Source organism: Cohnella sp. 56 (assembly GCF_037963805.1).
Taxonomy (GTDB): Bacteria; Bacillota; Bacilli; order Paenibacillales; family Paenibacillaceae; genus Cohnella.
The window spans coordinates 145,612-161,944 of the sequence record NZ_JAZDQE010000008.1 but is presented as its reverse complement, the minus strand read 5'-3'; the positions used below and the strand labels follow the sequence as shown (position 1 = coordinate 161,944).

At 61.8% G+C, this 16,333-nt stretch carries 13 protein-coding genes; all 13 read right to left on the bottom strand.

What is annotated here, in order from left to right; translation table 11 throughout:
- Window positions 1–96 precede the first annotated feature (96 nt).
- The 13 genes from cls to VQ071_RS29325 all read right to left on the bottom strand — a co-directional run bounded on the left by cls (window position 97) and on the right by VQ071_RS29325 (window position 16,320).
- Window positions 97–1,527, bottom strand: coding sequence for a cardiolipin synthase (cls, locus tag VQ071_RS15710; protein ID WP_340515029.1), 1,431 nt, complete (start codon window positions 1,525–1,527; stop codon window positions 97–99).
- 1,987 nt (window positions 1,528–3,514) lie between these two features.
- Window positions 3,515–7,600 (bottom strand): choice-of-anchor I family protein, encoded by a 4,086-nt coding sequence (locus tag VQ071_RS15705; RefSeq protein WP_340515028.1) that lies wholly within the window; start codon window positions 7,598–7,600, stop codon window positions 3,515–3,517.
- 173 nt (window positions 7,601–7,773) lie between these two features.
- Entirely contained in the window at window positions 7,774–8,580 is an 807-nt protein-coding gene (locus VQ071_RS15700) for an ABC transporter permease (RefSeq protein ID WP_340515027.1), read from the bottom strand.
- Window positions 8,573–9,496 (bottom strand): ABC transporter ATP-binding protein, encoded by a 924-nt coding sequence (locus VQ071_RS15695; RefSeq protein WP_340515025.1) that lies wholly within the window; start codon window positions 9,494–9,496, stop codon window positions 8,573–8,575. The genes VQ071_RS15700 and VQ071_RS15695 overlap by 8 nt, the downstream gene beginning before the upstream one ends.
- Window positions 9,497–9,686: 190 nt before the next feature.
- Window positions 9,687–10,283: an AAA family ATPase gene (locus VQ071_RS15690; RefSeq protein WP_340515024.1), complete on the bottom strand. Its 597-nt coding sequence runs from the start codon at window positions 10,281–10,283 to the stop codon at window positions 9,687–9,689.
- A gap of 110 nt (window positions 10,284–10,393) precedes the next feature.
- Window positions 10,394–10,621, bottom strand: coding sequence for a hypothetical protein (locus VQ071_RS15685; protein ID WP_340515023.1), 228 nt, complete (start codon window positions 10,619–10,621; stop codon window positions 10,394–10,396).
- Window positions 10,622–10,805: 184 nt separating this feature from the next.
- On the bottom strand, window positions 10,806–11,282 hold the full coding sequence (locus VQ071_RS15680; RefSeq protein WP_340515022.1) for a PilZ domain-containing protein: 477 nt from the start codon (window positions 11,280–11,282) through the stop codon (window positions 10,806–10,808).
- Between the two features lie 386 nt (window positions 11,283–11,668).
- Window positions 11,669–12,607 (bottom strand): LCP family glycopolymer transferase, encoded by a 939-nt coding sequence (locus VQ071_RS15675; RefSeq protein ID WP_340515021.1) that lies wholly within the window; start codon window positions 12,605–12,607, stop codon window positions 11,669–11,671.
- Window positions 12,608–12,620: 13 nt separating this feature from the next.
- Window positions 12,621–14,417, bottom strand: a complete 1,797-nt coding sequence (locus VQ071_RS15670) for an ABC transporter ATP-binding protein (protein ID WP_340515020.1) — start codon at window positions 14,415–14,417, stop codon at window positions 12,621–12,623.
- On the bottom strand, window positions 14,414–14,629 hold the full coding sequence (locus VQ071_RS15665) for a hypothetical protein (RefSeq protein WP_340515019.1): 216 nt from the start codon (window positions 14,627–14,629) through the stop codon (window positions 14,414–14,416). Before VQ071_RS15665 ends, VQ071_RS15670 begins: the two co-directional genes overlap by 4 nt.
- Window positions 14,622–15,107, bottom strand: a complete 486-nt coding sequence (locus tag VQ071_RS15660) for a lasso peptide biosynthesis B2 protein (protein WP_340515148.1) — start codon at window positions 15,105–15,107, stop codon at window positions 14,622–14,624. The genes VQ071_RS15665 and VQ071_RS15660 overlap by 8 nt, the downstream gene beginning before the upstream one ends.
- Window positions 15,004–16,086, bottom strand: coding sequence for an aldolase (locus tag VQ071_RS15655; RefSeq protein WP_340515018.1), 1,083 nt, complete (start codon window positions 16,084–16,086; stop codon window positions 15,004–15,006). Before VQ071_RS15655 ends, VQ071_RS15660 begins: the two co-directional genes overlap by 104 nt.
- A gap of 66 nt (window positions 16,087–16,152) precedes the next feature.
- Entirely contained in the window at window positions 16,153–16,320 is a 168-nt protein-coding gene (locus VQ071_RS29325; RefSeq protein WP_445293295.1) for a paeninodin family lasso peptide, read from the bottom strand.
- Window positions 16,321–16,333 lie beyond the last annotated feature (13 nt).

Genomic DNA, 16,333 nt, shown 5'->3' with positions numbered 1-16,333 from the left:
CTGCCGTTGTGCGTTAGAAAAATCGGCAAAGGACGGCGCAGAATGGCATCTGCACCGTCCCTTGAGGTAAGCATATTCGCTGCGGCATTCGTATGTTTACAGCAGCGGCGACAGCATCCGGCAGAGCGCCTCCGCCGCCTTGCGGCCGCCGGAGCGCTTGCGGAACACCGACAGCTCCAGCTCGCGGCTGTCCTGCAGATCCTGCAGGAAGTCCCGCTCCAGCGCCGCGATCGCGTCCGGATGGAACAGGTAGGCGTTCGTCTCGAAGTTGCTGAAAAAGCTGCGCAGGTCCATATTCGCGGTCCCGACCGTGGCGATCAGGTCGTCGACGATGACGACTTTGGCATGAATGAAGCCCCGCTCGTACTGCCAGAACCGGATGCCGCAGCTGAGCATCTCGTCCACGTAGGACATCGTCGCCGCGTGCACCAGCTTCGTGTCGGGGATGAGCGGCACGATCATCCGCACGTCCACGCCGCTCAGCGCCGCCGTCTTGAGCGCCATCACGACACCCGCGCTCGGGATGAAGTACGGCGTCGTGATCCAGATCCGCCGCTTCGCCGTCGCCAGCGCCGCGAACAGCGTCTCGTGGATCGCGTCCGCCCGCCGGTTGGGCCCGCCAGCGACGATCTGCACGACCTCGTTGCCCGTGCAGCTGTGCTCCGGCAGGAAGCCATCGTCGCTCGGGCGCTCCTTGGTGGCGAGCTCCCAATCCTTCAGGAACACCTCCTGCAGCCCGTATACCGCATCGCCCTCCAGCTCGAGATGGGTATCCCGCCAGAAGCCGAGCTTCTTGTGCCTGCCGAGATATTCCTCGCCGACATTGATCCCGCCGACGAAGCCCTTGGTTCCGTCCACGACCATGATCTTGCGGTGATTGCGATAGTTCATCCGCTTCTTCATGAAGGCCGGACGCAGCGGGAAAAAGCAGGCGAACTCCGCGCCGGCCGCCTCGAAATCGGCAAAAAACGACTTGCTCAGCTTGACGCTGCCGATCCCGTCGTAGATAAGCCTGACCTGGACGCCCGCCTTCGCCTTCTCGATCATCGCATCTCTGAACAAACGTCCGATCTCGTCGTCGCGGTATATGTATGTAGCGAAGTGGATATGATGCTGCGCGCCCCGGATCGCCTCCAGCATCGCGTCGTAGGTCATCTGCCCGTTCGTCAGCACCCTCGATTTGTTGCAGCCGGTGATCGGCGCCGCCCCTGCCTTGCGCAGCGTGCGGAACAGCCGCTCCTCATCCTCGAACTTCCCGCCCGGTATGTCTCCGGGCTCGTTGACGAGATGGCTCTTCTTCAGTATCTCGCCCCGGCGCTGCTCGTCCCAGCCGCCCCGGCGCTTGACCTTGCGGCGCCTGACATACTCGCGGGCCAGGAAATAATACAGAATAAATCCGACGATCGGGAACAAAAACAAAATAAACAGCCACGCCATGGCGTTGGCCGGTCGGCGGTACTCGAGCACGAGGATCGTGCCGGTCTGAAATATAAACACGATAAGCGCCAGCAGCAGCCATGTCGTCACCCGCAACCCTCCTCTAGTGCAAACGATATATGCGTGCGTATGCGTAATGCGTATGTAAGCTCGGATGCTACCTATTCTTACCCACAGTCGTCCCGGACGAGCGCGCAGGGCGATGGCGGGTGGGGCCGGGTGGCGCAGGGCGGGCGCGTCGAGCGGAAACGGCCGGGCCGGCGCGCGATCGAGCGATGCAGGGCGAAACGGCCGGGCGGGCGCGATCGAGCGATGCAGGGCGGGCGCGGGCGCGTGTGCGGGCGGCCCGGGCTGGCGCGATTGAGCGATGAAGGGCGGGCGCGGGCGCGATCGAGCGAATCCTGTCCATCGTTTACCATTATAACCGCGCGAACGAGGTTTAGGCAGATTGCGCGAAGCAGAGGCATGCAAATGCAAAAAGCGGAGCCGCGCCCGCGTCGATAAAAACGACGCGAGCCGGCTCCGCTCAGTTGGACGAGACTTGATACGGCGGTGGCTCGTTCGGAGGCGATCGCCTCTCGTAGTGCAGGCGATGCGGCCTCTGGCGGGCCCGGCGGCGCGATCGCCTCTCGTAGTGCAGGCGATACGGCCTCTGGCGGGCCCGGCGACGCGATCGCCTCTTGTGGTGCAGGCGATGCGGCCTCTGGCGGGTCCGATGGCGCGATCGCCGCTCGTAGTGCAGGCGATGCGGCTGCGGACGGGCCCGAGGGCGCGATCGCCTCTCGTAGTGCAGGCGATGCGGCCTCTGGCGGGCCCGGCGGCGAGATCGCCGCTTGTGGTGCAGGCGATGCGGCCTCTGGCGGGCCCGGCGGCGCGATCGCCGCTCGTAGTGCAGGCGATGCGGCCTCTGACGAGGCCGGCGGCGCGATCGCCGCTTGTGGTGCAGGCGATGCGGCCTCTGGCGGGCCCGGCGGCGCGATCGCCTCTTGTGGTGCAGGCGATGCGGCCTCTGGCGGGCCCGATGGCGCGATCGCCTCTCGTAGTGCAGGCGATACGGCCTCTGGCGGGCCCGGCGGCGCGATCGCCTCTCGTAGTGCAGGCGATGCGGCCTCTGGCGGGGCCGATGGCGCGATCGCCTCTCGTAGTGCAGGCGATGCGGCCTCTGGCGGGCCCGATAGCGCGATCGCCTCTCGTAGTGCAGGCGATGCGGCTGCGGGCGGGCCCGAGGGCGCGATCGCCTCTCGTAGTGCAGGCGATGCGGCCTCTGGCGGGCCCGGCGGCGCGATCGCCTCTCGTAGTGCAGGCGATGCGGCCTCTGGCGGGGCCGATGGCGCGATCGCCGCTTGTGGTGCAGGCGATGCGGCTGCGGGCGGGCCCGATGGCGCGATCGCCTCTCGTAGTGCAGGCGATGCGGCCTCTGGCGGGCCTGGCGACGCGATCGCCTCCCGTAGTGGAGGCGATGCGGCCTCTGGCGGGCCTGGCGACGCGATCGCCTCCCGTAGTGGAGGCGATGCGGCCGCAAGCGGGCCCGGCGGCGCGATCGCCGCTTGCGGTGCAGGCGATGCGGCCTCTGGCGGGGCCGATGGCGCGATCGTCTCTCGTGGTGCAGGCGATGCGGCCTCTGGCGGGGCCGATGGCGCGATCGCCTCTCGTAGTGCAGGCGATGCGGCTGCGGACGGGCCCGATGGCGCGATCGCCTCTCGTAGTGCAGGCGATGCGGCCTCTGGCGGGCCCGGCGGCGCGATCGCCTCCCGTAGTGCAGGTGATGCGGCCTCTGGCGGGCCCGGCGGTGCAATCGCCTCTCGTAGTGCAGGCGATGCGGCCTCTGGCGGGCCCGGCGACGCGATCGCCGCTTGTGGTGCAGGCGATGCGGTCACTGGCGGGCCCGGCGGCGCGATCGCCGCTTGTGGTGCAGGCGATGCGGCTGCGGGCGGGCCCGGCGGCGCGATCGCCTCCCGTAGTGCAGCCGATGCGGCCTCTGGCGGGCCCGGCGGCGCGATCGCCGCTTGTGGTGCAGGCGATGCGGTCACTGGCGGGCCCGGTTGCGCGATCGCCGCTTGCGGTGCAGGCGATGCGGTTAGCGCTCTGCCGGCAGCTTCACGAACGCGGCGAGCATCTTCGCCAGCTCCTGGCGCGTGGCCGAAGCCTTCGGCGCGTAGTCGGCGCCGGTCGCACCGGCCGATGGCCGGCCGGAGACGATGCCCGCGCGCTGGACGGCGCCGACGGCATCGGTGGCATAGGCCGGGATCGACGCGGCATCCGCGAAGGCGACGGACGCCTGCTTGACCGGCAGCGTCAGGCGTTCGGCCGCCGCATACCGGACGAGCATGACCGCGAGGTCCGCGCGCGTGATCGCGGCACGCGGGTCGAACCGGCCGACGGCCGTGCCCGAGGCGATCCCCGCGTCTTCGGCCCAGGCGACGGCGGCCGCGAAGTAGTCGCCGCTCTGCACATCGCCGAAGCGGGCGGACGCGCCTTGGTAAGCCGACAGGTCCGCGCCGGCGATCCGGGCGAGCATGACCGTCAGATCGGCGCGGGTGACGGCGCGCTTCGGCGCGAAGGCGTCCTGCCCTACGCCGTCGATAATGCCGCGCGCAGCCAGATAGGCGATGTCTTCCTTGGCGAAGCTGGCGTCAATGTCGGCGAACGTGCGGACGTTGTAGCCGATGCCGTACATGGAGAAATGCTTGACTGCAAACCGGATCGTGCCCGCGGCAGAATCGTAGTAGCCGCCCGGCATCGTCGTAATCTTGCCGTCGTCCGCGATATACTGCACGATGAGACCGGATGCCTGCTCGCCGGCTGGCTTGACGTACGGCAGCGCAATTTGGACCGTGCCGCTCCCAAAGTCGTGCATCGCCGTATTGCCGGCCATCAGCTTCAGCTCGAGGACTGGCCGATTGCCCACCGCAGCGACAACGCTGGCGCGGGCGCCGGCAGGCAGAGCCGCAGCGGCTTCGTCGGCAGCCAGGCGCCGGATGTCCAGCTTCAAGGCACCGGCGCCCGCTGCCGATCCGATCGCCGCGAGCGCTTCGGCGTCGAAGGAGAGCGCAGCGGTCCCCGTCTCGACGGACAGCGTCTTGACCGCCCCGCTCGTCAGCTTGGCGACGGCCTCTGCCGGCAGCTCGACGACTGCCTGTGCGGCATTGCCGGACGAATCCCCCGTCAACTGGATGACAGCCGTGTTGCCGGACGTACTCATCGTCACATCGCCGTACGTCTCGCTCTGACCGGACGGCTTAGGGGAAGCTGCAGGCGTAGGAGATGGCGTCGGCGTAGAGGATGGACCAGGCGTCGGAACGTACGGTCCGCCGGTGGACGCGACCGTCGCGACAGCCTCTGCCTTCGCGAGCCCGTCCGCCGTCACCGCCGAGATGACAGCGGTGCCGACCGAGACCGGCGTCACAAGGCCTTGACCGTCGACCTTAGCGACCGCCGGATTCGAGCTGCTCCACACGACCGTCGTCGCCGCGCCGTCCGCGCCGGTCGCCGCAGCCTTCAGATCCGCACTCGCGCCGCCCGCCGTCAACGACAGTGCCGTACGGTCCAGCGCGACCTTGGATACGTTCAGCTGCAGCACCGTCACCGTGCCGCCCACTTCGTTGGCGACGAGCAGCAGCGGGTAGCCGGTCGGGCTGTCCGCCGCCGGGATGAACTCCAGCCCTTCCGGCCCGCTGTCGGTGTTGACGCCCGGACCCGCCGCGAAGTCGCGGGTGTTCGTATAGTTCATAAATTGCGGGCTCGCCGGGTCGGTCACATCGTACGTCATGACGCCGCCGATCCGCTCCAGCCCCGCAAACGCCAGCGTTCGCGTGCCGACGAGCGCCGCCTTTACATCCTCGGGCTCGGGTCCCTTTTTGCTGCTGCGCTCGTCGATCCCCGTCTTGCTGCTACTGTTGCTCGCGTTAAAATTCATCGGAAAGCGCTGTGCCGTGATGCGCTCGAAGTCGCTGCCCGTGTCGGACACCTGCGTCATCGTCTCGGCATCCCAGATCGACAGCGAGCGGCCGCCGTACAGGTAGATGCCGTCATGACCCATGTCGCTCATAACCTCTACGCCGTCGTACCGCGTCTTGCCCGCCAGGAACTTGGCGGCCGCAGAATCCGGGTCGAGACTGCCCTTCATCGCCTTGACGGTGCTCGCGGTGACCCGGCCATCCCACTCGGTCGCATCCCCTTCGTTGCCGGTCACGAGATACGTCTTGCCGCCGGCCTGGAACGAAGCGACGCCGTCCGGCATGTAGACGCCGTAGAACGGTACATTCTCAAGCTGAATGACGCCGTCCTTGACCAGATCGAGCTTGTTGCCCGGCAGGCTCAGATCCTTCAGCCCGAGGCCCTTGACCCACAGCACCTTGCCCGCTTGGACATCGATCGCGGCCACTGCGTTGTTCTCTTGCAGGGTCACGTAGGCCGTCCGCTCGTCCCCGGAGAGCGCGATATATTCGGGCTCCAGGTCGCGGATCGCGTCCGCCTTCGAGCCGCTGCCCGTAATCTGGCCGGTAACAGGGTCGCCGGCGCCGCGAATGTGCACGTCGTCCGCGATGACGGACGGATCGTCGAACTTGACCTGCTTGACGACGCCCGTCGTCGTATCCACGATCGTGATGCTGCCTTCTGGATCGCCGGCCTTCGTGCGCGGCTCGCCTTCGTCCGCGGTCAGTATATATCTGCCGTCGCGCGTCGACTTGATCATGTCGGGCTGGACGCCGGCCTCGTAGGCGGCGAGCAGCTTGCCGTCGTAGTCGAGCGTCAAAATTTTGCCTTGCTTGAGGCTGTCCTTCTCCTGCACAGACACGGCGATCCGCTTGGCGGCCGTATTAATGTCGACGCTCGTCAGGTCGCCGTAGACGAAGCCGCCCGTCTCGACCAGCTCCTTGATCTTGACCTCACCGGTCTGCTCGGGATGCGTGCCGTCCCCCAGCGCGACGATCTTCAGCGATGGCGGGTCGCCTGCACCGTCGACCAGATAAAACTTGCCGTTGTCCCTGTTGTACTTGACGATCTCGGCGACGCCGCCATTGTCGTCTGGCTTGCCCGCCACGAAGCCGCCCAGCTTCGTGATCGAGATGACGTCGCGGAACACCTCGCCCGTCGTCGATTCGTTCACGCGCAGCGTCATGCTGGCGATGGCGGCCTTCGTCGCCGGATAAGCGGCGTCCTGCACGGACAGCTGCACCGTCGACTGCCCGGCGGCCAGCGGCATGCCGACGATCTTGCCCTTGGCCGCGTCGAGCGTCAAGCCCGCCGGCAGCCCCTCGGCCGCAAACGTGTAAGGCGCGGTGCCGCCGTATACGGCGATCGTCGCCGAGTATGGCGAGCCTGCATATGCGTCCGCGAGTACGCTCGTCCGCAGCTCGAGCGGCTGGACGACCGGCTTCAGATGCGGTCCGACGGCAGACAGATCGATCGAGCCCGAGGAGTAGTCGATCTGGACGAAGTCCGCCCGGTTGTTGTCCGTATCGCCCCCGCCGACGCGGCGGATCGCCTTCTTCTTGGACGTGCCCTGCGTGTCCCCGCTCGGATACGCCGTCTCGTAGCCGTCGATGTTGCTGCCGCTGTCATTGCTGCCCGTGCCGACCATATCGACATAGCCGGGCGCCTTGTCATGCGACGCGCCAATGTCGAACGGATTGACGGCTTGCAGCAGATCGCGGTTGCTGACGAGCGCTACCTTCAGACCTTTGTTGTTGATATAGCGGTCCCAGGTCAGATCGGCGCGATCGGTCAGGTCTACCGCAGGCGTCTGCGCTCCCGTCGCCCTGCCGGCGATCAGATAGAACCCGTGCGCCGGAATGCTGCCGGTCAGATTGAGCTTTTCCCATCCTTTAGTTGCCCCGGTCGTCTCGCTGCTGCCTCTATCCGCATATTGCAGCGACCAGCCTTCCAAGCTGACGGCGGCCTCCGTCTGGTTGTACAGCTCGATGAAGCCGTGCGACACCCAGGCGTCGGACGCCCCCTTCAATCCCGCCCCGTACACCTGGTTGATGACGATATGCGGCACCGTGCCGTCGTAGCGGCCCGCAGCATCATAAGGCGTGCCGGCCTCGGCTGCCGCGGCGGCTGTCGCCACTGCTCCCGCGCCGCACGCCGAAGCGATCGTTCCCGTCAATATCGCCGCCGCCGCGGTCAATGCCGTTCTTTTGCGCCAATTTTCCAACATGAACTGAAGCCCTCCTATCGATCGATACAGTTCATCGTAGTAGAAAATTATTAACGCAGACATGCCCGGCGCATTAACGGAAGGTTAAATCGTGTCGCTGCATGCAAAAAAAACGCGACCCCCGCCAAGCTGGCGGAAGCCGCGTCCGATACCAGAAGCAAATGCTCCTGCGATCAAGCCGATACGTCGCGCTTGATGAATGCCGTCCAGGAGACGGCGTTAAAAACGATGAAGTAAACGGCCAGCACGCCCAATGAAAAGGCATAGGTCGTCGGATAATCGGAAAGCGGCACACTCCCGTTCAAATAGGTTGTGAGACCCAAGTGCGGGAACAGCACGAACTTGATCCATGCCTGGTCCGCCAGCATGAGCAGCCCTGTAATCATGCTGCCGGCGAACAGCAGGAACAGCGACAGACCGATCGCAAGACCGCTGCTGCGGAACGCCGCGGACAGCATGAAGCCGAAGGAAACGACGACGGCCAGCACGATGAACTCGTCCAGATAGTACCGAAGCATGAAGAGCCACGGCGAGCTGCCCGCGAGCGGCGACTGCGAAGGAATCAGACTGTCGGGGTGGGCGGTATAGCCGAACGCCAGCACATTGGCGAGCCAAGTCACCGCGAAGCTGACGGCGGTGAACAGCAGCGCGAACAGCAGGATGGCGATAAACTTGGACAGCAGAATCGATGCGCGGCTCCACGGCCGGATCAGCAGCAGCTTGATCGTGCCGCGCGAGAACTCTCCGGCGACCGACTCGGCCGACTTGACGACGGAGAAGATCATGACGAGCAGGAACAGAATCTCGGACTCTGTCATCATCGCTCCCCAGTTGTTCGCATTGTTGTCTTCGGCTACCAGTCCGAAAATGATCGTAACGAGCAGCGGAATGGCGACGGTGATGCCCAGCATGATCCACGTGCTGACGCGCCGATAAATCTTCATATTCTCGTTCTGCACGAGCTTCCAGAAGCTAGCCAATCGTCTCACCCCCGGTTACCTCGAGGAATTGATCCTCAAGCGACTTGACCTTGACGCGGATGCCGTAGACACGGATTCCCGCCTGGACCAGCCGGGCGTTCATGTCGGCGATCGTCTCGCGGTCGGCCGTCACGCTGAAGCCGCCTTCGACAAAGCGCGCCGAGCCTCGCCCTTCGAGTACGGTCACGGCCTCGCTCGGCCGGTCGACCTCGAACAGCACGTCCTCCATGCCTGCAGCGGCGCCGGCGGATTCGGCACGGAGCGAGCGAATGTCGATGAGCTCGCCCTTCTGGATGATGGCGACGCGGTCGCACATGAGCTCCATCTCGGAGAGCAGGTGGCTCGAGACGAATACGGCGGTGCCTTCCTCTCTCGACAGCTTGCGCAGATAGTCGCGCAGCTCGCGGATGCCCGCCGGGTCGAGACCGTTGGTAGGCTCGTCCAGGATGAGGAGCGCCGGCCGGTGCAGGATCGCCTGCGCGACGCCGAGCCGCTGACGCATGCCGAGCGAATACTTCTTGACCTTGTCGTGAATCCGGTCCTGCAGGCCTACGAGCGCGACGACCTCGTCGATGCGAGCCTTCGTAATGCCGGGATTCATGCGGCCGAAGTGGATCAGGTTCTGATAGCCGGTCAAATACTTGTACATCTCGGGATTCTCGACGATCGCGCCGACGCGCGAGATCGCCTGGGGAAAGGCCGACTTGACGCTGTGGCCTGCGATCGTGATATCGCCGGCGGACATCGTGATCAAGCCTACCATCATACGGATCGTCGTCGTCTTGCCGGAGCCGTTGGGACCGAGGAAGCCGAACACTTCGCCGGCATTCACCTCGAGCGTCAACCGGTCGATAATCGTCCGGCTGCCGATACGCTTCGTTACGTTCTGCAAGCTGACGACAGGCGCTTGGGACATGAATTCTCCTCCGAATCTCTGATTTCCAATCATCTCCATTATAGCAAATGAAGCCTTCTTGCCAAGTCCAGGTTGTGTCAAGCGACAGCAGACGAGAAAATCCCGGCCTGGGTGCGCCGCCAAAAAAGCCGCAAGGCGGCGAAAAATGTCAACGACGGCGACCGTATAAATAAAAAAACGGCGACGGACGCTAATCCGCGCCGCCGCCAAAAATAAACCGTTCGATCCGATCCGCCGCAAGCCCGGGAACATCCGGCGAATTGTCCACATACAGGACGGCATGGTCCGGGAGCGCCCACTTCACTTCCTTGCGGCCGAGCGTCCGCTTGAAGCGATCCCAATGATCCAGCTTCCACTTGTCCAGCTCGCCGCCCCTGCCTGCAATCCGCTTCCTGTACCTTGACTCGTCTGCCAGATAGACGGAGACGACCTTGATCTCCACCGATTCCGGCACGATCCCGGCGCGAGTCAGCTCGTCCCGGATCCAGTCCGGCTCGTCCAGCTCCCGGGTAAAGGGACCGATCACGATCGCGTCCGTGCCGAGCGCCACATTCTCCAGCGCGGCATCCATCGCGATCCGGTAGCCCAACTCCCGGCAGAGCCGCTTGTAAGCGTCCGAGTCCCGGTCGGACGGATCGAGACCCGCCTGCTTCATGAGGACTTCAGCCGCAGGACGAAGCAGCGTGTCCATGTCGAATACGGCCGTATTCCGCCGCGCCGCAACCAGCTTGGCGAGCGTCGTCTTGCCCGCACCCGCCCCGCCTACCACGAATATCAAGGCTGCCATCCCGGCACTCTCTCCCCGCCGCATGAATTCGCCTTCATTATCGGGCCAACCCCGAAGCCGGTCAAGCCCTGACGTGGACAAGCGAGAGCGTGCCCGCGATTCGAGCGGCGTCACATGGCCAGCATCCCGGGTGCGGGCCTGCCCCAATCCTCGCTTCTCTGCAGCCGCAGCAGCTCCGCCGAGCCGCCGGTATCGCCGAGCCCGTGCCTTGAGCAGCAGCCACCGCAGCAACCGAGCGGATAGATGACCGCATAGTAACCCGACTTGAACAGCAATCTCGCTTCCTTCAACCCGATCAGCTTGTTGCAAGCCACGCAGTAGAAGAGACCTTGGTTCATTTGGGGGGCCGCCTCCGTTCAAGACTCAGGATCGTATCGTATATAACATCACTTGTTAGCTTTTGATACAATTCGTATCTTATGCCTTGATCTTACTTACCCGCTACACGCTTGTCAAGGCATTCCGACAAAAATTATTTTTTGTCGTTAAAATGATGGCGCTTCCAAAATTAAAAAGATGAATCTATCGACGCCGGAGCTTGTCCAGCTGCGTTCGATAGATTCGATGAATGCGCTCCTGGCGCGGGCAAGTCTTGAGAATGAGCGTATTGAGCAGACGAACGAGCAAGATCGTCTCCACGATGCCGGGCGCGAACTTCACGCCGTAACGAATGCCGTATTCCTCCTCCCTGCTCCAGCAGAGCTGGCCGCTCACCCGCAGCAGGATGCCCTCGAGCTGCCATTCGAACCGATAGCGGGCGTCATCCCGTACCGGCAAGCGCAGCCTCGTCCGGAAGGAGCAGCCTTCGGGACTCAGGTCGATCAGCTCGATGGCGGCAGCGGGCAGCTCCGGCTTGATGTTGCCGAGACGAACAATATGTAAGCGGGCGATGACCGGGCCGAGCAGGCGCAGCCGTGTCAGTCTGCGGCGATCGGCGCCGGAGCGCGATTGCGAGTGGGCGCCGTACGCTTCGCCGGATTCATGATACTGAAGATGCATATCCGAACGTGACCTCCGTCCTTTTGTGAAATGCGGCGCGTGCCGCCGTTTTGGCCATCTGCAGCCGACCATGCCGCGACGATCATATGCGGAATTCGCGGTCATGCGAAGTTATGCGCGGGTTATGCATTTTTGTCGCCCCCGGCGCCGTCCCGCACGCTGCGCAGTGCTCTGCGCCGTGTCCGCACCGGTACGACGCACAGTCCGTTCACGCAGTAGCTCAAGCGATACAACATATCGTGGGCTTTTTTCTTGCCGTATACCGGACAATAAACGCCGTCCTTGTACTGCAAGCCCCACTTGACGAGCTTGTCGTTGCCGATCTTCGTTCTCTCCTTCCGCCGGCGGGCAGCCGGAGGTTCTGCATCCGTCCGTATCCCGCCGCATTATTGTTTGTCCGCCAGGATGAGCGACTGCTTCATCAACGCATGAATGCGGTCCCGCTCCTGCTGATCCACGAAGTAATAGTAAATACCGTCAATTGTCCCTCCCTTGCCTTTGACCTCGGTCGTGTCGATCGTGCTGATTCTCGGCCTGTACTTGGCCGCCAGATCCTTCATCTCGTCGAAGCCGAGGTTCGTCTTGACGTTGTCGCCGATCGCGCCCAGCACCTTGGGCAGGTCGAAGGCGTTGGTCCACTTGGCGGCGCGCCGGATGACGTCGCCCACGATCTGCCGCTGCCGCTCGTTGCGGCCGAAGTCTCCCCTCGGGTCGTCGTACCGCATGCGGGAGTACTTGAGCGCCTGCTCTCCGTCCAGATGCAGCGGACCTTGCGCGAACGACGCGCCTTCATAATCGAAGGCGAACGGATTGACGACATCGACGCCGCTCAGAATGTCGACGACCGTCTTGAAGCCTTCCATATTGACCTCTACGTAGTAGTCGATCGGCATATCGAGGAAGCTCTCGACCGTGCGCACCGCACCGCCGATGCCTTCGAACGCGTAGGCGTGATTGATCTTGTCCTGGGTCCCCCGGCCGACAATCTCCGTGCGCGTGTCTCTGGGAATGTTGAACATCAGCACGGACCGCGTCCGCGGATTGACGGTCAGTACGATGAGCGTATCCGAGCGTCCGCGGTCCTGCGGGCGCTGGTCGACGCCGAGCATCAGCACCGAAAAGGATGCGAGCTCGTTCGTCTCCACCTTCGCCACCGGCTTCACCTCGACGTCCCTGCTGACATACGGAGCCTTATCCGTCGGCAGCGGCGCGTACACGCGCTTGGCCGTCGTCTCGAGCGAATGGTAGGCGTAGTAAGCGAGGCCGCCTGCCGCGAGGAACAATACGGCTGTAATCCCGATCCCAATCCGAATCCACCTTTTCACCGCATCTTTTCACCTACGCTTCCGCTTGATAGGCTAGCAATTGCCTGAATACGCCTCTCGTTTCCTTGGACAGCTGCTGGTAGCCGCCCTGTTGGATAATCTCGCCCTTGTCGAGCACGATGACCTGATCGGCATTCCGAATGGTCGACAGACGGTGCGCGATGACGATGATCGTCAGCTTGCCCTTCAATTGGTCGAGCGCCTCCTGGATGCGGGCTTCGTTCTCGTTGTCCAGCGCGCTCGTCGCCTCGTCGAGCACCAGAATCGAAGGCTTGCGCAGGATCGCCCGGGCCAGCACGATCCGCTGCCGCTCCCCGCCCGACAGCCGGATGCCCCGGTCGCCGAGCACGGTGTCGAGACCTTGCGGCAGCCTGCGGACGAAGTCCTGGGCCGCCGCGAATGCGAGCGCCTGCCAGATATCCGCCTCCGTCGCATCCGGAGCCGCCATGACGAGATTGTCGCGGATCGAGGCGTTGAACAAGAACGGGTCCTGAGCGACATAACTGATCGAGCGGCGGAACGCCGGTATCCGATCGCCCGTCAGACGCTCGCCGTCGACGAGGACGACGCCCCGCTCCGGCTGCAGCAGTCCGGTCAGCACGTCGATCAGCGTGCTCTTGCCCGCCCCCGAACGGCCGACGATCGCCGTCGTCTGATTGGCCGGAATGACAAGGTTGATATGGTTCAAGGCGTACGTCGCATCTTGGCCGCTGAATCTGAAGGCGAGGCCTTCGCAGGCGATCGCCTGCTTGAGCTGAACAGCCGGGCCGCCATCGAACTCGGAGACGCCGCCGGCTTCTACGGCTTCCTCGCACTCCCGCTGCAATTCGAGCAGGCTCCTGAAGGCAGGCACGGAAGACATGATCTGCTCGACGCTGCCCTGCAGCTGCGTGAAGCGCGGCCAGAGACGCGTGAAGATCAGAATCACCAGCACCAGTTGCTCGGTTCTGACGTGCATGAGTTCAAAAGCAGAGAAGACAAACACGACGATCAACAAAGCTGATGCCACCTTATAAAAAAACTGGCTCATGGATTGATTGACGACAAATTTGTTCGCATTATCCTCCATCTGTCTGTTCATGACACGGAACCAGTTGAGCTGCGTCATCTCCAGACGATTGCTCTTAATATCTTTGATGCCGTTGAAGCTGTCATTGATCGAAGCATGGTAGCTCTGCGAGAGCTCCGACATTCGTCCGCCGAGTCGCTTGGCGCCACGCACGAATCTTCTGGCAAGCAACATGAAGATAGCACCGCACACGATGACGACCAGCGTCAGTTTAGCGGACAGCATGAATGCAAGCGCAATCTGAATCACGGTAAATATGATGGAGGTCAGAAATGTCATAGCTTGAACTGTAGCCGCTGCAACGCGTGCAAGTTCCGTTGTCAGAATATGATTTAAATCAGACTTCCGCTTTTTCAGGAAAAAATGCCAATTGGCGTTAAGCAGCTGCTGATAGATATCCAATCTTAAATTTCTGATGAATGCTTGGTTAATACGACTGTTCTGGATCTGCTGGAATCGCTGCAATAGTGATTGACCCACGATCAATATCGTGTATGCGAGTAAGATGATTGGCAGCCTATAATCGGTGGGAATATCGTCTAACGCTGCCATCAAGCGATCTGCGTAGGGGATGCTGCCAAGGTTGAGATTAAAGGAGTCCATGAGGCTTAACATCGGGACCAGCAAAAAGATGCCGATGCCTTCGAGGCAACTTACAAATACCATACCGATTAAGTTTAAATACAATTTGCCGCCAGCTGAGGAATGCAGCTTTTTGATATAGACCAACAGTTCCTTCATTTGTAGTCCTCCAGCATCCACGATGGTTCTGCTACAAAGCTTCCCTTTCCCCAAAGAAAAGACCCTGGAAGCGTACTCCAATCCGGATGCAAGTCCTGCAAATCAGCTGGCTCATAGGTCGCGAAAGATGCGGATTGTTCTTGCTTCCGTTTATGCGTCAATCCGAAATCGGCTGAGTATGGTTCCAGATCTGCTTCCGATTCTTTATTCATGCTGATGTCTCCTTCGTCCGCGCTGTTCGGGGACGGTGTGCGCAAATTTACCGACTACGATGAATTTGTTCATTTCATTGGCCCCCGTCAGGTAATAAGCACCACTTCGCAGCCAGGCATGTGCAATCAGGCGACCGTCCTCGTCCTTGGCTGTGCCCAAGTAGAGCGTGCTGTCTACACCACGTCGGTGCAACATGATCATTGCGGCTACTGCCTTCACGAGACATTGACTCTCCCACCAGGTGTACGGGCTCATCTTGTGAATTGCCTTTGAAACGCGCCTGATTGTCTGCTCATGCTCAGTTGAAAGTATATGCGACGTTTCAGCCATGGCTGCTCCGAGCCAAGGTGCGACTTTTGAGAAGGGCAGCAACTTAAGTAAGCGGGCCCACCCTAACAGCAGATACGCTTCTACCAGTAACAGTTTTTGTTCCATTGACATTCGCATGAACGATTTCCACTTTTTTTGCAACATCAGTCGTCCCTTCTGACAAAATCGTTTCCAGGATGCGATCGGCTATATCCATGGCGGAGAACGGCGCAAGTGGCCTTAGAATGCGATGGACACAGGCGAGCCCCGCCAGCTGCGCCGAACTCCGAAAGTGCCACTCTTCAAGCCCCAACAACGAAATCAAAAAATTGCGATACGTATGCTGGCCAATCAAGGACAAGCGCGAGAGCTTAACGACCTTCTCCAATTCGACCGACGATACCGCTTCGCTCGGCAGCAACTCAAAAATCCCTCTAAGTGGCACACGGCTTTTGCAATAGGATGCGCTTGTAGGCACTGCATACTTGGACATCTCGGGGAGGAGCCGCCTAAGATCCGCCGCGTCCATGCCAAGCCGATCGAGGCTTTCCTGCCACAGTTTCTGCTGCGGGTAGGATGGTGTGACGAACGCCATCGTGCGACCTTGTTCGTCTATATCGAATGCTACCGGTATTACGTCGTCGGTGAGCAGCTCATAACCTCGCCCTGTGAATAGAGCGGCAAGCGTCGACTTGCCGGCGCCGGACTCGCCGAGAAAACAGTATGCACCGCCGTCGATGACGACTGCACTGCCATGCAGAGGAAGCACGCCTCTTTGCATGAGCAGAGTGCCCATGCAGGACCCCAGCAGGTAAAGGCGGATCCATTTCTCATCAGCATCTTCAAGCGGATGAATGGTAATAGAATGCCCATTCTTAATCTGATAGATGGCCATTCTAGGCACTGCGAACATGACACCGTCGGCGGTCAGCCGAAAAAAAGAAGCTTGTGTTTCGGAAGACTCCCATGCTTGCCCGAGATCGCCGTATGATATCTCGATATCCGGTATCGAGCTGGCCTGCCCGGGCATCAGCTCCGGAAGCGTTATCTCGCTTTTAATATTCAATCCGAACGCGAAGTATCGATGGAATCGGGTTGTCGGCATCTTCTCACCTGGACTTATTGGAATAATTGCCTTAGCGAGCAATGCCCTCCCCTATACAGGTTGAAGAAGGGAAGGACATTGCCGCAAATAAACATGCAAGTGCTGAGCCTAAGAAATCGGTGGGGCCGGATAGCCGCTCCATTTCGGATCATCGTTTGTCACCAGTTGCAATTTGCCGCCGATATAAGCCCAATCCACGTATTTGGTGCCGGTCCCGGCCATTGTCATACCGATGTCAAGCGACTCGACGATCGGCGTTGTCCACGACTTTTTCATATGTATCACCCCC